Source organism: Halomonas sp. 113 (assembly GCF_904067645.1).
Classification (GTDB): domain Bacteria; phylum Pseudomonadota; class Gammaproteobacteria; order Pseudomonadales; family Halomonadaceae; genus Vreelandella; species Vreelandella titanicae.
The window spans coordinates 5271023-5288520 of sequence record NZ_LR881453.1; the positions used below are offsets into that span (position 1 = coordinate 5271023).

Below are 17498 nucleotides of genomic sequence, written 5' to 3' on the forward strand. Positions count from 1 at the left end.
CGGTTTCGTTGAAAACGTTAGTCGTCGATATGAGTAGGCGCCATAGCCGGGCGCGGACGAACAGCGGCTTCAACGGGCTCGTCCAGTACAGTGTGATCGACCAGGCCTGCGGCAATTTCACGCAGCGCCATCACCGTAGGTTTATCATTTTCCCAAGGTAGCAGAGCATCGCGGGAGCCGCGCGCCAGCTGGCGAGCGCGCTGAGTGGAAATCATCACCAGCTTGAAACGGTTTTCAACATTTTCAAGACAATCTTCAACGGTTACGCGAGCCATGGGAGCCTTCCTGTTATGACGGAACCGGGCCGACACCGTAGAGAACGGCGCCGACCCAGTGAAAAAATGGTGCGACAAAAATAGTGCAACGCAATAGAAAGTAGTAGAACCGTATAGATTACTCGACCGTAGGCGTCTGTGACAAGAGCGCAGCCAACAGCGGCGCGTGGCGCTCGGTCATTACCGGGCGACTTAAGCGACGGCTGATCACCAGTGACTGTAACTCCTGCAGCGCCGTGGTGAAGTCATCATTAACGACGAGGTAATCATATTCGTGGTAATGGGACATTTCACTCACCGCATCGCGCATCCGCCGGGCAATCACCGCATGCTCATCGGTGCCACGGCTAGCAAGACGTCGCTCCAGCTCCTCGCGGGAGGGCGGTAGAATAAAAATCGACACTGCATCAGGCATTTGTGTGCGTACCTGCTGAGCGCCCTGCCAGTCGATTTCCAGAATGACGTCCTGACCTGCCGCTAGCAATACCTCTACTGCCTGGCGCGAGGTGCCGTAGTAATTATCAAATACTTTGGCATACTCGAAGAACTCACCCTGCGCGATCATCGCTTCAAACTCGGCTACATCGGTGAAATGATAATTGACGCCATTCACCTCACCCTCGCGCTTGGCACGCGTAGTGTGCGACACCGACACTTGAATCCCATCCAGGCTTTCGATTAGCTCGCGCACCAAGCTAGTCTTGCCAGCACCTGAGGGGGCAGAAACGATAAACAGCGTACCTTGGGACATGAAGTACTTTCCCTTCAGTTAGCAAAATAAGTAGCGGAAAACGTAGTAAACGCAAGTAGAGCGACTGCAGCAGAGCAGCAAGGCTGCGCAGTATCGCACACCCAGCGCGGCGACTGTAGCGTTGGTGGTGACATACAGGGAGGTAGGCATGCGCAGTACGCTATTTATTTTAGCCCTGATTGCGCTGGGTGTAGCCCTGCAAAAAGGCATCATTGAGATTCCCCGCCACTGGGCGCCATGGGCTCCGCTGCATATTGACGACCCCATTACGCCGGTCACACAGCTTAAGTTAAGCCGCTTGGCAGACGACCGCGCAGGCTGTTTAGCTGCATTAGATACCGTCCCCGAGGGCGAGCTGCGCTATACGCCATTGGCCGATTACGCCCCCACGGCGAGCTGCCCGCTTGCCAATATCGTGCGCATGCACTCTAGCGGCGTCGCGTTCAATCAGAGTTTCGTGGCTTCCTGCCCCATGGCACTGGCGTGGGTCATGTATGAACGCCACGCGTTACAGCCTGCCGCCAAGGAGATTATGGGTAGCCGAGTGAGCCAGGTTAACCACGTAGGTAGCTTTGCCTGCCGTAACGTTTATGGCCGCGAAGCCGGCAGGCGCAGCGAACACGCCACCGCCGAAGCGCTGGATGTAGTGGGATTTCAGTTTGAGAACGGCCAGCGTATTACGCTGATCAATGACTGGGATGATGAAGGCGAGGTAGGTGAGTTTTTACGCGCTGCGCGGGATGGCGCCTGCCATACCTTCGGTAATGTATTGGGGCCCGATTACAACGCCGCGCATGCGGATCACTTTCATATGGGCATGCGCGGATTTAGGCTGTGTCGCTAAGAGATCAACCATTACTTATTCGAGATTGATGTCATCTGCATCGGTGGCGGCACCGGTGGCAGCACCAACGCCACCGCCGATAACGGCGCCTTGAACGACGCTACCACCGGTTACGGCTGCGGCACCCGCGCCAATGGCAGCACCGACACCCGCGCCGCTAGTAGCGCGCTCGCCAGTGGAGGTACCGCAGCCCGCCAAGCCAACGGTTAACGCCACCACCGCGCCGAGGGTCAATATACGTGTCGAATTCAATACCTGAATGTGCATGGTCATCTCCTTATGGGTTACTACCCTTACACAGTAGAGAGAATTCGACTTTTTAGCCATGTTAATTATCACTGTTCGATAACTAGGCAACTGGACAATCGTGACGCGACGTTAGCCAACGCTAGGCTCGCTGGGCCACGGCGCCGTAGGTGCGCTTTTCCAACCATCGCCCAGCGGCAAAAATCACCAAGCCACAGAGTGCCAATCCCGCACCGACCAAGCCCGTGCTCGACCAGCTAAAGCCAGCGCTGATTGCCAAGCCAGCAAGCCACGCCCCTAGGGCATTGGCACCGTTAAAGGCCGCGTGGTTGAGTGAGGCCGCCATGGTTTGGGCATCTTCCGCCACATCCATCAAGCGGGTTTGTAATGAAGGCGCTAGTGCCATACTGGTGCCCACCAGGCCAACAAACAGCAGCCCCGTCCAAACGTTATTCGCCGCAAAGTAAAACAACCCTTGTACCACGCCACACCAGAGCAGAATGGTAGGTATGGCACGCATCAGGTTTTTATCCGCCATGCGCCCGCCGATTAAGTTACCGGCAATAGAGCCCAGGCCGAAAATGACCAGCACCAACGGCCCCAGCGCTTCGCTCATACCCGCCTGCTGGGTTAATGTCGGCATCACATAGCTAAAAATTGCGAACATGCCGCCGCAGCCGATGCAGGCAAGCGCCAGGGTAACCAACACCCGCTGCTTAAGCAGCGCTGACAGCTCACGTACAGGGCTTGCTAGAGTATCGACGGGCTGCACCGGTACATAGAAGCGGATCAACAGGGCAGTGAGCAACGCAATACCACCGACACCCGCAAAGGCGATCTGCCAGCCCAACAGGTTACCCGCCCAGGTACCCAGCGGCGCACCGATCAGAATCGCCACGGTTAAACCCATCATCACCCGGGAAACAGCCCGCGCCCGTTGGTCTATCGGCACGGCTCCCGCGGCCACCAGTGCGGCGATGCCAAAATAAGCGCCGTGAGGTAAGCCAGCCAGAAAACGCAGCCCTACGAATGACCAGAACCCTGGTGCCATGGCACTAGCAATATTGCCCACCGCAAATACCAGCATCAGCATAATCAACAGCGACCGCCTAGGTACTCGCGCGGCCAGCGCCGAAATCAGCGGCGCACCGACTACCACGCCCAAGGCGTAGCTGCTTATTGCGTAACCCACTTGCGGCACCGTTACCGCTAAATCACCCGCCACACGGTTCATCAGGCCCATAATGACGAACTCGCTGGTGCCGATTCCAAAGCCGCCCAGCGCCAACACAAATTCGGCCAAACGCGGGTTGCGCGCCAGCCCTTGAGACGACGATGCTGTCGAATCCTGCATGTTTAACTCCTTGGGATACCGCCCTGTTGGTATCTCGATTAGCGCTAAATGATCGCAGGATTAGACGAAAGTAGAAACATGCTGCGTTTAAAAAGTTAGCGGGCGAACACAATCGTTAAGTTGGGTTGAATAGGAAATGTTTGGATACGGTGTTTGGCGGTCAGGCGCTAGGGGGTTCCACTGAAAGCAACCGCTCACGCAGATGACGGTTACGCGGCACCAAGCCGGTTTGCAGACCCAAGGGGCGGAATACTTGGTTTAGCAGCGCCAGTGTAGGGCTTGCTTTATCGGCTTCCAGATCAGACAAGGTGCGGCGACTGATACCCACCAGCTCGGCATATTGTGTCTGCGACATTCCCAATACTTCGCGGCGTAGTTGACGCAGCACCTGCCCTGAGCTGATCTCTTCCCGCAGCAGCTGGGACAATAGCGCCATAAGTAGTGCCTCGCGCTCAATGCTAGAGAGTTCTTTGCGTTTCATACCAGCCCCCAGCGGCGCAGCTTAGCATCCAGATAATTTAACCCCACCGCATTCGATGCTAGCAACGCTTCCGGCACTCCCCGCGCAGCAAGTCGTTCTTTTAGCCCGGCTAACTGACTCCCCAGCGCTTTTAGCTCTGCCATCAACTGCTCGGCTGGCACATAGGCATTTAAATTCTCCGTAATGGCTACCCAGCTGAATTCAGGACCCTCTTCAAACGGCGCGCCCCAAGTGGTGGTGCGAATAATACCTTCTGGGTCAGCCTTCATGGGCGCAAAATCGTAGACTGGCGCCAGCCAGATTCCCTGAGGCGTTTTCAACAGCGCCGTATTGCGGCCATGGTTATCGCTATTAGCAAAAGCGACATTAAGCAGATCACGTTTCACCCACTCGCTCACGAAACGCGCCGTATCAAAATGACCTCCTAACTCGCGAGCGCGGTATTGCTGGCTCAACAGGCCAACCAGTGCCTCGATCACGTCAAAATGGTTTAAGAAGCTTCCCGGCTGACGCTTCATCGCGGAATAAACCGACTCCAGCCCATACAGCGTTCGCTTCCCAGCGGGGTAATCAACATCAAAGCGGGGCAACCACAGCGATGGATAGCGCTCGCCTTCCAGTAGCCGCATCCTTTGAGTGTCGATCGTCGCTATGCCGAGTGACGCCAGCTCATGATAGAAATGGTATTCGGCGCGAAGGATATTGTTATCAAGCTCGGTGCGCTGGCCGCGAGGAAATTTCACCAGATAGTGCTGGTCGGTATTCGCCGGGTCATCCTGATAGGTATCGATCCAGACCTGATCGTTTGGCGAACAGCGTAGCAGTAGCTTAGGCGCTTCACCGCCAGCGCCGGTCGCACCACCCCCAGCGGCTCCCATTTGCTGCGCATAAGCAAGAAAATCGCTATCTCGATCCACAACATCACGTAAGGCAAAGCGCTGCTGCTCTAGCGTGCTACCTACTGGGCGCTCGGGAAGGGCCTCTTTAATACGTAAATTACCCACCGGAGCAATCGTCCCTTTAGCCAATAGGGCGTAATCTTGTTCAGCCTCAGTAAGCGCCGATATCCCCAACTGCGTGACCCAGTAACGGCGGCTGGCCCCAGAAGGCATGATATCGTCTAAAAAAGCGAACCAGCGTGGCGATTGATGGGTATTCATTAGCTCAATCGGCAAAAGCAGGCTGCAAGCATGCTCATCATCGCGATCCAGCCATTCAAGGGCATAATCGGTGATATAGCCCAAACGCGCAGGTCCTCGACGACCTTGCTCTGGGTGCTCAATCACCAGCTCAGCGGCATCGTGCCACTGGCCATGATGAAATGTCTGGATGGTTAGCAACGTGGGACACCTTAATTGAGCAGTTAATAACTGAGCAGTTTAATGCTCAATAGTGTAGCCTAAGGCTCCGGAATGTGCATTTTAATACTCATAAATATATAAAAACTCAATTAGTGAGCAATATAATACTCATTTTAACCAGGAGTAATAATGCCAGCTGATACCCCATCTTTTAACACGATCGAACACGCCATGGCTGAACTCGCCAAGGCTGACCCCGATATCGCCCGCGCCCTACCGCTAGTCGGAGCGCCCTCGCCTCGCGAGCGTGATAAAGGCTTTGCGACGTTCTTCTCGACTATCGTTAGCCAGCAACTATCTACCGAAGCGGCTCGCGCGATTATGGGTCGTGTAAATACACTGCTTCCCGAGCTTCACGCTAAAGCGGTAATAGAGATAGAGGGCCAAGCGCTGCGCGATGCGGGGCTTTCCTGGCGCAAGATCGAGTACGCTAAAGGGCTGGCAGAAGCAGAGCTGGCAGGCACCTTTAGCGCCGAGGGGCTTGAGCAACTAAGCGACGACGAGGCGATTGCCGCGATTACCCAGCTGCGTGGCTTTGGCCGCTGGAGTGCGGAGATCTACCTAATGTTCTCGCTGCAACGCCCGGATATTTTCCCCGCCGACGATCTCGCCCTGCGGGTGGCGCTGGGCCGCTTAAAAGGCATGGACGACAAACCCACGCCTAAGCAAGCCCGCCAGTTGGTGGAGCACTGGTCGCCCTGGCGCAGCGTGGGTTCACTATTTCTGTGGCACTACTATCGCGGCGAGCCGCTTTAAATACTAAGCATCCAGACCGCCGAACTTACCGTTCTGGTAGTCCTCGACCGCCTGAACGATCTCTTCACGGGTATTCATTACAAAAGGGCCGTGGGAGTAGACCGGCTCATCGATCACATCGCCATGACCAAACAGCAGCCGCGCATCGCTACTGGCTTCGATATCGAGGCTGTCACCTGTGCGATCTACTTCAATTAGGTGATGCGGCTTGACTGGCTCGCCTCCCACCGTGACATCGCCATCCACCACGTAGAGAAACACCTGCCGCCCTGGCGCCACGGGTAACTGTTCTTGGCTACCGGTAGGCAGCCGCAGCGTTGACATAAACACGCCGGTTAGCGTGTCGATGGGACCAGCATTACCCTGCCACTCGCCTGAGATCAGGTTCAGCTCACCGCCACCTGGCAACTTAATAGCGGGAATGGATTCTTGCTGCAGCCCCACATAGCGCGGCTCGCTCATTTTCAAGCGCGACGGCAGGTTGATCCATAGCTGCAGAATTTCCAACGGGCCGCCGTCGCGCAGAAACTCCTCCGGCGAAATTTCCGCATGCACAATGCCGCTGCCCGCGGTCATCCACTGCACGCCGCCCGCATTGATCACGCTTTGATGCTTGGCGCTATCGGCATGGGCCAGGGAGCCTTCCAGTATAAAGGTGACCGTTTCAAAGCCCCGGTGCGGATGCGGGCCGAACGGCAGGCCACGATTATTGGCCGGATACGTCTGCGGGCCGTGATGGTTAAGAAACAGAAACGGATCGAGCTGTTCAAGCTGCGGCCCCGGCAGCGGGCGCCGGGTAACTAAATCGCCGATATCATCGCGCTTGGCTGGATGCTGGGCGATCACGCGGCGTGCTGATTGAATAGTATCTGATGGCATAACTTACTCCTTATCAATACGCCCAGCGTAAAACCTCAACCCGCCGATGAGGAGCGAATAATTTGCCTCGTTTCATTGAAGGAAATTGTTATTAAACGTCTCAGCGGTTTCCTCAAAACTCGGTCACCACCGTCACGCCCGCCCCTTCGAACTTATCCATGTTCATTAGCGCATCAATCGACTGCTCAAGATTGATTCGTTTGCCGATAAGCTTTTCAGGCGCCAGCTTTCCAGACTCTATCATCGCCAGCATGGCGTCGTAACGGTGGGCCTGCATGCCGTGACTACCCAGTATTTCAAGCTCATGGGCAATGACCTTGCTCATGGGAATGGCAGGCGTGCTGTTCTCGGCCAACATCAACCCGACCTGAACATGCTTGCCACGTTTACGCAGATTGCTGATGGAGTTAAAGCAGGTCGTCGGGTGGCCCAGCGCATCCAGCGATACGTGAGCGCCTCCCCGGGTTATCTCCGCAACCGCTTCGACCACATTGGGTACCTTGGCAGCATTCACGGTGGCAGTGGCTCCCAGTTGGCGAGCCAGATCAAGCGCCTCGTCCGAAATATCGATGGCCACCACGTTGGCACCGACGGCGTTGGCAATCATCACGGCAGAGAGCCCAACCCCACCGCAACCGTGGACGGCCACCCACTGACCTGCCGCTGTTTTGCCCTGATCCACCACGGCCCGAAAAGAGGTAACGAACCGGCAACCCAAACTCGCCGCCGTCGCAAAATCCAATGTCTCTGGCAGCGCGACCAAATTCACATCGGCGTAGTGAATACTCACATACTCGGCAAATGAGCCCCAGTGAGTGAAGCCGGGCTGAAACTGGCTATCGCACACCTGGTGGTTGCCAGAGTGGCACTCAGGGCAAGTACCGCAACCGCCAACGAATGGAACCGTGACGCGGTCACCAATGCGCCACTTTTGTACGTCTTTACCCACAGCTTCGACTACACCGGAAAGCTCATGCCCCGGCACATGGGGGAGCTGGATATCGGTGTCATGCCCCACCCAGCCATGCCAGTCGCTGCGACAAACTCCTGTCGCCATCACTTTCACCACAACGCCATGCGGCTCAAGAGTGGGATCAGGTAATTGCTGGACGCGGGGAGGGGCGGAAAATTGCTCAAAAACAACGGCTTTCATAAAGAGTTCCTAATCTATATCGGTTTTTACTTTATAAAGTCTCATGTGGATAAGAAGCAAATTATTGGCCGCTAACGCTTAACCGCCCCACGACCTGCAACGATTCATCCACTGGACGCGCCACGATCATCTCCCCCGAACCAACGCCGCCACCCATCAGTGCGGTGATATTGACCTGGTGGGTGACCAGCAGCAAATCCCCCGGTTCCTGCCATGCGGCAATTTGCTCTTGGGCGGCTTGAGTAATTGACGCCTGATCACCGCGCCCGCGAAAGAACGAATCCAGCCAGGGGGTAGGCGCATGAGAATCACCAAGCCGCCTTCCTCAAGCACCTGCCAGGTTGCCTCGTTTACCGGGGCAGTGGCCGAGAATATGCTCAACACAGCGAGCAGCAGCTCTCACAACAGCTTACCGAGCGGCTGGGAAAGGGTGTTGATATCCATCATCTACGCAATATGCGCCAGTTTTATCAAAGCTTTCCAAAACGGAACGCAGTGCGTACCGAATTGAGCTGGACTCACTATCGGACTCTGCTGCTGTGATCAGTTTCTGTTTATTTGGTTGTAATAGGTGCTAATTTCTCAAGAGAAACATGTGCGGTATTGGCTCTACTCGTTGATCATGCAGAGAGCGCACCTAGCACTTTAACCCTGGGTTCATAAACAACTGAAAAGCTTTGGTTTTCACCTAAAATAGGTGTACCTGTTATTAGCTGACGATACCCGTTTCAAAAAACATAATATTTAACCCAGTAGAAAATTTAAACCAACAACAATCAGTAGACCTGCAAACGTTAGCTTTAGCACTTTAGCTTTAAGGCGGGAGGCGACTAGTGCCCCCAGCTTAGCGCCGGGCATACTAAGGATCACAATCCCAACAAAAGCGGGCCAATAGACATAGCCAGTTGTCCAGCTCACCGAGGTTTTCGTATCGCCGACGACCATAGCGGTAATAGCACCGACGATAGCAATAGGAATACCAGCCGCTGCCGAGGTGCCTACTGCTTGACGCATAGGAATACTGTGTCTTTCTAGAAATGGCACCATCAATGTACCACCACCGATTCCAAATAGAGCCGAGGCTAAGCCGATCGAACTACCCGCTATGAGCATGCCGTTACGACCGGGTAACGGATAACTGCCTACCGAGCGAGAGTTAACCAGCACTTTAATTGCCAATATTAAGAAAAATACTCCCAGTAACAGCGAAAGAGTTTTTCCAGAGAGCACGTCACCCACAACAACACCGTTGATCGCTCCGAAAACCAAGCCAGGCAACAGCAACCACACGCAATCCCTCCGAACATTGCCGTGGCGGTAATGTGCTCGCGCCGATGATATGGAAGTAACGGCGATCGTAGCTAGCGAAGTTCCCACCGCCAGGGATAAGGCTAAATCGTCATCGACCTGTTGCCACCCCAATATCGTAACCAATAACGGCACTATCACTACTCCCCCACCGATACCAAATATACCTGCGAGAAAGCCAGCTAACAGGCCGATAAGCGGATAGATCGCTATTTCATTCACCTGTGCCTCCACGGTGAAATTTTATATAAATAAATTTGACATGTTAAAAACTAAAATACAACCTTACAAAAACCAATCACAAAATATGGAACCTGATGCATGGAAAATATGGCTCTATTTTGGCCCGAAAATTGGCTGGAAAATCGACCACCCTGCTTTGAAGGTCAGCGCTTATTCTCGCGCTATCTCACCATGCGTGATGGGGTTCAGATCGCCATCGACGTACATCTGCCTGGCACAATAGAGGCTGAAAATGACCGCTTCCCGGTAGTGGTATTTTTTACCCCTTATTATCGGCGAATGAAGTTAAAGCCGGGAGCACCAGAGGGGACCGAAGATTGCCCGAATATCGCCATTTTTCGTTCGCTCCTTCTTGCTCGTGGCTATGCATTGGTAGCTGTCGACGTACGCGGTAGCGGGGCATCCTTCGGTACACGAAATGGACTCCGCTCGCCGAATGAACGTGGCGATTATCTGGAAATTGTTGAGTGGATTAACCAGCAACCTTGGTGCAAGGGATCAATAGGGGTTACGGGCATCTCCTACTTGGGCGCTGCTGCCGATTTCACTGCTTCTTGGGCTCATCCCGCTGTAAAAGCTATCGTGCCGCATTCCGCAGTATGGGATACCTGGTCAAACCAGCTCTATCCTGGGGGAGTCATGTGCCGCCGACTAGTTAAGGAGTACGGCAATCTGATGGAGGCTCTTGATGACGACAGAGCTGAAGTCCGCAGTAAATTCCCCTATTTTAAAGGTGATTACTACGATGGCCCCGCACCCGTCGACGAAGATGAAGACGGGAGCATTTTAGAGAAAGCGCTGAAAGATCATGTTGCTAACTTCGACATGGCAGACTTTGTCCATCAGCTAACGTTTAGAGACCGTGCACTACATACCGATCCTGACTTTACATCAGAAATCATTAGTCCCTACTACTACGCCAACCAGACAGCGGATGCACAAACTGCTGTCTATACCATCTCTGGCTGGATGGATGGACACTATTCCCGGGGAGCGGCGCTCCGCTACCAATGGCAGCAAAACCCGCACAAGCGTCTGATGCTTGGGGCCTGGGATCACGGTGCTCGTACCGGCTCTAGCCCTTACCATAACGATAAGACCCCACAGACTAAAGCTTTGGCAGAAACCTTACGCTTCTTCGACGAATACCTAATGGGTCTTGATACTGGAATGAGCGATGAGGCCCCAGTTCACTACTACACCGTAGGTGAAGAGCGATGGAAATCAGCCAATGAATGGCCACCAGCAGAAACTAACTACCGCACACTCTTCTTTCAAGAAAGCCACCGGTTAGGCATAGAGCCACCAGCCACGAAAGAGGCTTTTGACCACTACGTAGGTGATTATAGCTGCGGTACAGGTGAAAGCTCCCGCTACAATCGGCTATATGCTCAAAACGTCGATAATTACTACTCCGACTGGCACGATCGCGATAAACGGATGCTGTGCTACACCACCGATGTTTTTGAGAAGAATATAGAAGTGACCGGTCATCCGATCATTCGGTTGTATCTGACCAGTGACACGCAGGACTGTGCTCTGTTCGTTTATCTGGAGGATATAGACAAGAGTGGCAAGGTTCACTATGTAACCGAAGGAGTTTTCCGAGCTTTACACCGGCGTATCGCAGAAGGCCATACCAATATACCCAACATTGGGCCCAGTCATAGTTTTCTAGAACGTGACGCTCGTTACATGACTCCTGGTGAATGCAGTGAAATCACTTTTGATCTTTTACCAACCTCGTGGCTGTTTAAGGCTGGGCATCGATTACGGATCGCTATTGCCCTGGCAGACAGCGATCACTTCTCGCGCATTCCAGATGGAGTAATTCCCACAATCGAAGTTTATCGCAACTCAATACAAGCATCCTGCATAGAGTTGCCAATCATTGAGAGTTAGCAACCCCGCCCCCTCAACTATTTGAAGGGCCAAAATCTTAAAAAGGTAAAACAAAATGTCAAAAACAGATGCCTACATAAGAAAAAGTTGGAGCCCAATGCAGGCTTTAACAAGAATAAGCCTTAAGTTTGTTGAGAAATGCTTGCCTAACGCGTTTCTGCTTGCCATGGTGCTAAGCATTGTAGTCTTTCTTCTTGGCATGATATTTGGGGGGCAAAGTGCTAGCACAATGTTTAACGGGTGGGGAGAAGGTTTTTCAAAACTTTTTACGTTTGCTATGCAGATGTCTCTGATTCTACTCACCGGGTTTGTAATAGCAAAGACGCCTTCCGTATCAAATATGATCGATCGACTTGCGTCTATAGCTAAAACACCTACTCAGGCTATCGGTATTATAGCAGTATTTGGAATGGTCACATTCTATATAAATTGGGGTTTTGGTATGATCGCTGGCGCGTTCATGGCTCGAGAAATGGGGCGCCGAGTGCCAGGCTTGCACTTTCCTCTGGCCGTTGCTGCAGCTTATGCTGGTGATATTATTCGTGGTATGACTGCATCTATTCCGTTACTGATGGCGACTGAGGGAAACTTCATGCAAAATGTGGTGGGAGTTATTCCTGTCACAGATACGCTTTTCTCTTGGTGGAACCTTGGGCTATCTGCTGTCCTGCTTTTTTTAGTTTATTGGGTCTTTACTAGAATCAAACCAGAAGTGGATGAAATAAGGCCGTTTAAAGACGTAATACTAGACACCCCGGCCGAGAAAGTGGATACAAAAGGAATGCCCTGGGTTGAAAAACTTGAGCACTATCGGATTCTTAATCTTGCACTCGCTATATTGCCTCTTGGTTACATTATAGTTAATTTTCAACAAATTGGATTTAATCTTAACCTAAACATGCTGATTGTAATTTTTTTAGCAATAGGTTTATTACTTCAACCGAGCCCAGCATCTATTGGTACGGCAGTCAAAGAAGGCGTTCTAGCATGCCGTGGCATTATTATGCAGTTTCCGTTATATGCAGGTATTGCTGGCATGGTTAAAGTATCAGGACTCGCTGATGGAATATCTAATTGGTTTGTTAGCATTGCCAATATTCATACTTTTCCAATTGTGACATTTATTTCTGCAGGTATTGTTAATATTTTCATACCATCTGGGGGAGGCCAGTGGGCTATTCAAGGGCCGATTATGCTTGAAGCGGCTAAAAATTTAGGCGCCGATATTCCTCAGACGATTATGGCTTTTACTTGGGGTGATGCTTGGACTAACCAAATGCAACCGTTTTGGGCTCTTCCACTGCTCGGTGTAGCTGGGCTTTCAGCGCGCGATATCATGGGATACTGCCTTATGTGGACGTTGATCTGCGGGGCGGCCATCATGGCGACTTTCGTGCTGCTATCCATGATCTAGGCTTTACCATCGAACTGCCGGTAAATGTTAGAATTAGGCGGTGCTGGGATAATATCAACCAGCGCCGTCACGCGTTCAACATGGAACAGTTCATGGCAACTACACAGAAAGGCAGTCTCAACGATCAGGCATTCGATATACTGAGAAGCGACATCATTTCCTGCCACCTCAAGCCTGGAGCCACCATTACAGAGGTATGGCTCACCAAACATTATGCCCTAGGGAAGGCGGCTATACGTCACGCTTTGGCCCGCTTGACTCAGCAGGGATTAACGGTCAACCAGGGACGGCTTGGCTATATCGTCGCTCCAATCACTATTAAGAGCATTCGTGAAAGCTACCAGATACGTCGTTTGGTGGAACCTGAACTCTGCCGACTAGCTGCTGGCAAGCTTGATGCCGGTACTTTAGCGATGCTGCGAACTTGCAGCGAGGCCACCTATGATAGCCAAAAGGCTAGCGAAATAATTACCTTCTCACATGCAAATCACCGTTTTCATTGTCTGATCGCACAAGCCGCCGGTAACGAGCGTTTAGCACGCCTAATCCAGGAGCTATCAGATGATCATTTACGTATCTCTTATGTCAGCATGGTATATAACCAATCAGATAAGAGATGGAGCGACGACCACGCTAAAATTGTGGATGCGCTTTATGCCAATAATGGAGAAGAGGCTGCCCAGCTTATGGCTGAGCACTTACTTCTAGGCGAAGAGGCAACTATGCGAGCTATTCTCAACCTTCCAGAGCTGCTGGAAACCTCTTTAAGTTAGGACAACACAGAAAGAGTAGCCATCATCAATGAAGCACTCTCAACAACCGGCAAATAATCATGCCCGGTCAGCGAGATATGTTCATCAAATCCTTTCCACTACTCAATATTCTGCACCTGCTCAAAGAATAATAAGTTAAAATCCTTTAAAAACAAGTGCTTACTTTTGTTTTTGCATCGATATTCGCCCAGCACTACCCATTTTACTACCCATGGATAGAAACTTTATCTCTGATTGGCCCAATCGGTTACTACCCACGATTATAAACTGGGATAAGTGGGAAACTGGGAATTTCTGGTTCTTCCGATTTACCAACACCTTGTCTCAACCGAAAAAACCTGCTGGCAAGTCTAGCAAGAGCGGCACTCCCGATGCACCACTGCTGATACACCGAAGTTTGTACTGACAGTACAAGCTATTGATTTTATTACAAACTTTTTCCCATTTCCCTCTTGCGTATTTGCAACTTCATGCGAGTATTTTAGAAAACGCAGGAGTTCAAAATGACCAAGTTGAAGACCATTTGTTTTGCTGTAACTACAGCCGCGCTCGCGGGTTGCGCTGCCACGCCTCGACACTATGACGACGAATCATCCCGCGCACTGAATCTGGCCCGTGCCGGCGGCGTCTACGATCAGGACCTGCGGGATTCACCAGACGGGACGCGCTCGTATCGAAAGGGTTTGTTGGTAAGCGCCCTTAACCTGGCCAGTCTGGCTACTTCACTAGATGCGCCGCTTCGTCATCTTACTGGCACCCAGACGCTGCTCTTCAACGCCACTGACATCATGATGACGCCGGACAACCCTTCGGCACGACCCAGCCTGATGGGCTGGATGCCGGAATCACTGGCGGCGAACGAGGATGACGCCTATGACCACTATGTTGCAGTCGTAGATGAGGCCATCACCCAGGCCGCCGAATCGATGGCAATTACGACAACGAAACTCACAGGCGTGAAGACGCCAGAGATTGACGGACACCCGCTCATGCTGTGGTCGGTAACAGCCGAGCGATATGGCTGTGCCGATAGCAACTGTATCATCGCCTACAACATCCAACAGCCGAATCACTGGAAGACACCAAGCTATGTCATCGGCGGTGAAGCTGCCAGTTACAACATCGCTGCCAACCACCCCGAGAAATACTCCCGACTGGTATTTCGGCAGTCCGGCCATGAACTCACCTTTCCAGTAGATGAATTCTATGGCGCTGTCAGCGCCGGCATGCCTCCCTGGATAGTGATGTACTTTCCACCGAACACCGTGATCCAGGACGGCGAGCCGCTCCCCTATCCGGTGTTGTATGAACAGGGCCAACAGCTGATGTTCAGGGAGCCCGACCATGAGTGACTGGCACGATGAACTTGAGTTGGCACTGCTGCCGCTGGAGGACCTGAGAGTCGATAGCGTCTACATGACTTTTGTGATCAGCAATGCCCTGAGCGAGCGAGGCATCTTCCATCAATGCCGGATCGGATACGCGGAGGACCGACTGAGCCGAATGACCACCGCTCCCCATTGCTGGGTCGAGCTCGAACAGGGCTGGTGTATCGATCTCCGGCTCAGACAGTGGCTGGGAGATGAGGACGACCTCCCTCATGGCGTATTCCAGCCATCCAACTACCCTCGCGTTCGATACCAAGGCACGGCGTTGGTGGTTCCACACCTGGACGTGGAAGATTTGAAGGCGATGACGAATGAGGTCTACAGCAAGGTGAAACTGCCGTGGCTGCCCGGGCAAGCCGCAGCGGCCTGATCCCGGGCAAAACTTGCATTTTCTCAGGTTCTGGTAGCTTCGAAGTAAAGAACTATCGGGGACTGAGGCCATGGTGAGAGTGGCAAAAACAGTAGCAGTGGGGCTCGCCGGGATCGGCATTGTGGAGCTCGCCTTTAGGGGTACCGATGCTGCGCTTTACGCATGGTATCTATTGTTCGCGCTCTGGATGGTCGCACTTTTCACTCGCTTCACACTAGCCGCAGTCGATGCTTACAAGACGGTTTTCGCCAAGGGACCCGATGGGGAAATGACGTTTCCTGAATTCGAACAAAAGATGGCGTCGTTCAGTCGAGGCAGTGATGAGGAGGCAACCGGCGCGAGCAACAAGGCAACTTCCGGCAATGGGAGCAATGGCGGTACAGAGGGTTTCATCGATGACGACAGAATCAACCAGATTTATCGAGCGGACGATCCGTTCGGGGAGTTTCTCGACTCTTGAGGTGGTTCCTTATGGGTACAGATCAGGAGAACCAGAGGTTCGAACCCGGTAACGGCCACCAGAACCACCTAAACCAGACCGGCCAGAGAGAACCACTTATAACAGACTGAGGAACCGACGATGTTTATTCGAGCCTACCTTCGGGCATCCACGCAGGAACAGAATGCGGAGCGAGCCCGGGAGTCACTGGTGCAATTCGCCGCTAACCACGGTCAGCGTATTGCCGCTTTCTACGTGGAAAACGTGTCCGGCGCTACCCTGCACCGCCCCGAGCTGATGAAACTAATCGCAGATTCTGGCGAGGGCGACATCGTTCTGGTCGAACAAATTGATCGGCTGGCTCGTCTCAAGCAGAGTGACTGGGACTCCCTCAAGCAAAAGCTGGCCGCCAAGCGGTTGGCCATCGTCTCCCCGGAATTACCAACCAGTTGGCTCGCCCTGGAAAAGAAAGACGATACCGGATTCACAGACTCCATTCTCCGGGCGGTCAACGCCATGATGCTCGACATGCTGGCTGCCGTGGCCCGCAAAGATTACGAAGACCGCCGGCGCCGGCAGTTCCAGGGCATCCATAAAGCAAAAACGGAGGGTAAGTACCAGGGGCGGCAGCCAGACCTGAAGCGCAGGCAACACATCGCCAGCCTACTACGCAGTGGTCACAGCTACAGCGAGATCCAGGAGATGCTGAGTTGCTCGCGGCACTTGATTGCGTCTGTCGCCAAAGAACAAAGACAGGCCGATGCTGCGGCCTGAAACCAACAAAGTGCCCTGAAAGGGCAATCAACTATTGGAGACCTGAATATGCTAAACCTATCTGCCACACTGATTGCATTCCTGAGCTTTGTCGCGGTCGTACTTTTTATCTGCGTTATGGCCTACCGCAACGCCGATCGGCTGGAAGCGTTCCTGGAGCGAAAGTTCCGAAAAAGATCACCCCGACACAATGGCGACCTGAAATAAATTCGGGGCAAACCGGTGTTCTTGCCCAAAACGGGCAGTTTGAGAGCCGTGCCTACTGCGTCGTCCATGGCAGCATAATCGTGAAGTCGATATGAGGTTATGCACATGACGGACAAAACAGCCATGCTTCCCGAAAGCTTTCTATTTTTGCTGGAACAGGAAGAAAAGCGGAGGCAGCTGCGGGAGGACGCGGGGCTTCCGGCTCTCACAATACTGATCGACGCCGCTCACAGCGGTGGTGGCCAGGCCCGGCATATCCGGCGATTCCTGCTTGGCCTATATAACGCCAGCCGCTGGCCATTCGAGCTGAATCGACTGAGGGCGTTGGATACCGAACTGCAACAGGCTGCGTTGCAGGTTCTGGCGCTGGATTGGAATGGCCGGGAGGTTCACACCTATGTGCCGGGTGGTGACGAGCTGTTTCAGTCCTGGTGGGAGCGTGAATCAAAAGCGTGATAAATTTTCTGCCCTGTACAGGATTGAAACCTACCCAACCCCATATCGGGTGTTCTATCCCAGCACCAGGGAGCTGGGAAGATCCCTCGCTGTTCACGGCGACCTCGACACGGATACCGAGGTG

At 53.0% G+C, this 17498-nt stretch carries 22 protein-coding genes; 12 read left to right on the forward strand and 10 right to left on the reverse strand.

Features of this window, described 5'->3' with window-relative positions:
• Positions 1-17 precede the first annotated feature (17 nt).
• Both rpoZ and gmk read right to left on the reverse strand, forming a co-directional pair.
• Positions 18-275, reverse strand: a complete 258-nt coding sequence (rpoZ, locus tag YERSI8AC_RS24505; RefSeq protein ID WP_007112267.1) for a DNA-directed RNA polymerase subunit omega — start codon at positions 273-275, stop codon at positions 18-20.
• Between the two features lie 118 nt (positions 276-393).
• Positions 394-1026 carry a guanylate kinase gene (gene gmk, locus YERSI8AC_RS24510; RefSeq protein WP_022521092.1) on the reverse strand — a complete coding sequence of 211 codons (633 nt, stop codon included), beginning with the start codon at positions 1024-1026 and terminating at the stop codon, positions 394-396.
• Between the two features lie 148 nt (positions 1027-1174).
• On the opposite strand from gmk, the gene YERSI8AC_RS24515 reads away from it, so the two are divergent.
• A complete protein-coding gene (locus YERSI8AC_RS24515; protein WP_039857803.1) occupies positions 1175-1870 on the forward strand; it encodes an extensin-like domain-containing protein in 696 nt (231 codons plus the stop codon).
• 15 nt (positions 1871-1885) lie between these two features.
• On the opposite strand, the gene YERSI8AC_RS24520 is transcribed toward YERSI8AC_RS24515, so the two are convergent.
• From YERSI8AC_RS24520 to YERSI8AC_RS24535, 4 genes are all read right to left on the reverse strand, one after another.
• Positions 1886-2137, reverse strand: coding sequence for a hypothetical protein (locus YERSI8AC_RS24520; RefSeq protein WP_027958727.1), 252 nt, complete (start codon positions 2135-2137; stop codon positions 1886-1888).
• Between the two features lie 121 nt (positions 2138-2258).
• Entirely contained in the window at positions 2259-3470 is a 1212-nt protein-coding gene (locus tag YERSI8AC_RS24525) for an MFS transporter (RefSeq protein ID WP_022521089.1), read from the reverse strand.
• A gap of 160 nt (positions 3471-3630) precedes the next feature.
• Entirely contained in the window at positions 3631-3951 is a 321-nt protein-coding gene (locus YERSI8AC_RS24530) for a helix-turn-helix transcriptional regulator (protein WP_159177813.1), read from the reverse strand.
• On the reverse strand, positions 3948-5291 hold the full coding sequence (locus YERSI8AC_RS24535) for a type II toxin-antitoxin system HipA family toxin (RefSeq protein ID WP_159177814.1): 1344 nt from the start codon (positions 5289-5291) through the stop codon (positions 3948-3950). The genes YERSI8AC_RS24530 and YERSI8AC_RS24535 overlap by 4 nt, the downstream gene beginning before the upstream one ends.
• A gap of 150 nt (positions 5292-5441) precedes the next feature.
• Here YERSI8AC_RS24535 and YERSI8AC_RS24540 point away from each other — a divergent pair, with 150 nt between their 5' ends.
• Positions 5442-6068, forward strand: coding sequence for a DNA-3-methyladenine glycosylase family protein (locus YERSI8AC_RS24540; protein WP_159177815.1), 627 nt, complete (start codon positions 5442-5444; stop codon positions 6066-6068).
• Between the two features lie 3 nt (positions 6069-6071).
• Here YERSI8AC_RS24540 and YERSI8AC_RS24545 read toward each other — a convergent pair whose 3' ends face one another.
• The 3 genes from YERSI8AC_RS24545 to YERSI8AC_RS24555 form a co-directional block, all read right to left on the reverse strand.
• The gene (locus YERSI8AC_RS24545) at positions 6072-6947 is read right to left on the reverse strand and encodes a pirin family protein (RefSeq protein ID WP_159177816.1); all 876 of its coding nucleotides are present in this window, start codon (positions 6945-6947) and stop codon (positions 6072-6074) included.
• Positions 6948-7059: 112 nt separating this feature from the next.
• A complete protein-coding gene (locus YERSI8AC_RS24550; protein WP_159177817.1) occupies positions 7060-8100 on the reverse strand; it encodes a zinc-dependent alcohol dehydrogenase family protein in 1041 nt (346 codons plus the stop codon).
• Positions 8101-8161: 61 nt separating this feature from the next.
• The gene (locus tag YERSI8AC_RS24555; RefSeq protein WP_268892539.1) at positions 8162-8296 is read right to left on the reverse strand and encodes a hypothetical protein; all 135 of its coding nucleotides are present in this window, start codon (positions 8294-8296) and stop codon (positions 8162-8164) included.
• A 137-nt stretch (positions 8297-8433) separates the two neighbouring features.
• Here YERSI8AC_RS24555 and YERSI8AC_RS24560 point away from each other — a divergent pair, with 137 nt between their 5' ends.
• Positions 8434-8643, forward strand: coding sequence for a DUF1016 N-terminal domain-containing protein (locus YERSI8AC_RS24560; protein ID WP_141441486.1), 210 nt, complete (start codon positions 8434-8436; stop codon positions 8641-8643).
• Positions 8644-8844: 201 nt separating this feature from the next.
• On the opposite strand, the gene YERSI8AC_RS24565 is transcribed toward YERSI8AC_RS24560, so the two are convergent.
• The gene (locus YERSI8AC_RS24565) at positions 8845-9630 is read right to left on the reverse strand and encodes a sulfite exporter TauE/SafE family protein (RefSeq protein ID WP_039857812.1); all 786 of its coding nucleotides are present in this window, start codon (positions 9628-9630) and stop codon (positions 8845-8847) included.
• A gap of 99 nt (positions 9631-9729) precedes the next feature.
• Here YERSI8AC_RS24565 and YERSI8AC_RS24570 point away from each other — a divergent pair, with 99 nt between their 5' ends.
• The 9 genes from YERSI8AC_RS24570 to YERSI8AC_RS24610 all read left to right on the forward strand — a co-directional run bounded on the left by YERSI8AC_RS24570 (position 9730) and on the right by YERSI8AC_RS24610 (position 17374).
• Positions 9730-11553, forward strand: coding sequence for a CocE/NonD family hydrolase (locus tag YERSI8AC_RS24570; RefSeq protein WP_141440231.1), 1824 nt, complete (start codon positions 9730-9732; stop codon positions 11551-11553).
• Between the two features lie 55 nt (positions 11554-11608).
• Positions 11609-12967 carry a short-chain fatty acid transporter gene (locus tag YERSI8AC_RS24575; protein WP_236557212.1) on the forward strand — a complete coding sequence of 453 codons (1359 nt, stop codon included), beginning with the start codon at positions 11609-11611 and terminating at the stop codon, positions 12965-12967.
• Positions 12907-13740, forward strand: a complete 834-nt coding sequence (locus YERSI8AC_RS24580) for a GntR family transcriptional regulator (protein ID WP_159177818.1) — start codon at positions 12907-12909, stop codon at positions 13738-13740. Before YERSI8AC_RS24575 ends, YERSI8AC_RS24580 begins: the two co-directional genes overlap by 61 nt.
• A 503-nt stretch (positions 13741-14243) precedes the next feature.
• The gene (locus tag YERSI8AC_RS24585; RefSeq protein ID WP_159177819.1) at positions 14244-15092 is read left to right on the forward strand and encodes a hypothetical protein; all 849 of its coding nucleotides are present in this window, start codon (positions 14244-14246) and stop codon (positions 15090-15092) included.
• Entirely contained in the window at positions 15085-15498 is a 414-nt protein-coding gene (locus YERSI8AC_RS24590) for a hypothetical protein (protein ID WP_159177820.1), read from the forward strand. Before YERSI8AC_RS24585 ends, YERSI8AC_RS24590 begins: the two co-directional genes overlap by 8 nt.
• A 70-nt stretch (positions 15499-15568) precedes the next feature.
• Complete coding sequence (locus tag YERSI8AC_RS24595) at positions 15569-15958, forward strand: hypothetical protein (RefSeq protein WP_159177821.1); 390 nt, start codon at positions 15569-15571, stop codon at positions 15956-15958.
• A 120-nt stretch (positions 15959-16078) separates the two neighbouring features.
• Positions 16079-16711: a recombinase family protein gene (locus YERSI8AC_RS24600; RefSeq protein ID WP_159177822.1), complete on the forward strand. Its 633-nt coding sequence runs from the start codon at positions 16079-16081 to the stop codon at positions 16709-16711.
• A 48-nt stretch (positions 16712-16759) separates the two neighbouring features.
• Complete coding sequence (locus YERSI8AC_RS24605; protein ID WP_201304266.1) at positions 16760-16918, forward strand: hypothetical protein; 159 nt, start codon at positions 16760-16762, stop codon at positions 16916-16918.
• Between the two features lie 105 nt (positions 16919-17023).
• Entirely contained in the window at positions 17024-17374 is a 351-nt protein-coding gene (locus tag YERSI8AC_RS24610) for a DUF7673 family protein (protein ID WP_159177823.1), read from the forward strand.
• Positions 17375-17498 lie beyond the last annotated feature (124 nt).

What these genes read in the sequence shown, in the direction of transcription:
- rpoZ (WP_007112267.1), bottom strand. Translation starts at nt 275, where the DNA reads ATGGCTCGCGTAACCGTTGAAGATTGTCTTGAAAATGTTGAAAACCGT.
- gmk (WP_022521092.1), bottom strand. Translation starts at nt 1,026, where the DNA reads ATGTCCCAAGGTACGCTGTTTATCGTTTCTGCCCCCTCAGGTGCTGGC.
- YERSI8AC_RS24515 (WP_039857803.1), top strand. Translation starts at nt 1,175, where the DNA reads ATGCGCAGTACGCTATTTATTTTAGCCCTGATTGCGCTGGGTGTAGCC.
- YERSI8AC_RS24520 (WP_027958727.1), bottom strand. Translation starts at nt 2,137, where the DNA reads ATGCACATTCAGGTATTGAATTCGACACGTATATTGACCCTCGGCGCG.
- YERSI8AC_RS24525 (WP_022521089.1), bottom strand. Translation starts at nt 3,470, where the DNA reads ATGCAGGATTCGACAGCATCGTCGTCTCAAGGGCTGGCGCGCAACCCG.
- YERSI8AC_RS24530 (WP_159177813.1), bottom strand. Translation starts at nt 3,951, where the DNA reads ATGAAACGCAAAGAACTCTCTAGCATTGAGCGCGAGGCACTACTTATG.
- YERSI8AC_RS24540 (WP_159177815.1), top strand. Translation starts at nt 5,442, where the DNA reads ATGCCAGCTGATACCCCATCTTTTAACACGATCGAACACGCCATGGCT.
- YERSI8AC_RS24545 (WP_159177816.1), bottom strand. Translation starts at nt 6,947, where the DNA reads ATGCCATCAGATACTATTCAATCAGCACGCCGCGTGATCGCCCAGCAT.
- YERSI8AC_RS24550 (WP_159177817.1), bottom strand. Translation starts at nt 8,100, where the DNA reads ATGAAAGCCGTTGTTTTTGAGCAATTTTCCGCCCCTCCCCGCGTCCAG.
- YERSI8AC_RS24570 (WP_141440231.1), top strand. Translation starts at nt 9,730, where the DNA reads ATGGAAAATATGGCTCTATTTTGGCCCGAAAATTGGCTGGAAAATCGA.
- YERSI8AC_RS24575 (WP_236557212.1), top strand. Translation starts at nt 11,609, where the DNA reads ATGTCAAAAACAGATGCCTACATAAGAAAAAGTTGGAGCCCAATGCAG.
- YERSI8AC_RS24585 (WP_159177819.1), top strand. Translation starts at nt 14,244, where the DNA reads ATGACCAAGTTGAAGACCATTTGTTTTGCTGTAACTACAGCCGCGCTC.
- YERSI8AC_RS24590 (WP_159177820.1), top strand. Translation starts at nt 15,085, where the DNA reads ATGAGTGACTGGCACGATGAACTTGAGTTGGCACTGCTGCCGCTGGAG.
- YERSI8AC_RS24595 (WP_159177821.1), top strand. Translation starts at nt 15,569, where the DNA reads ATGGTGAGAGTGGCAAAAACAGTAGCAGTGGGGCTCGCCGGGATCGGC.
- YERSI8AC_RS24600 (WP_159177822.1), top strand. Translation starts at nt 16,079, where the DNA reads ATGTTTATTCGAGCCTACCTTCGGGCATCCACGCAGGAACAGAATGCG.
- YERSI8AC_RS24605 (WP_201304266.1), top strand. Translation starts at nt 16,760, where the DNA reads ATGCTAAACCTATCTGCCACACTGATTGCATTCCTGAGCTTTGTCGCG.
- YERSI8AC_RS24610 (WP_159177823.1), top strand. Translation starts at nt 17,024, where the DNA reads ATGACGGACAAAACAGCCATGCTTCCCGAAAGCTTTCTATTTTTGCTG.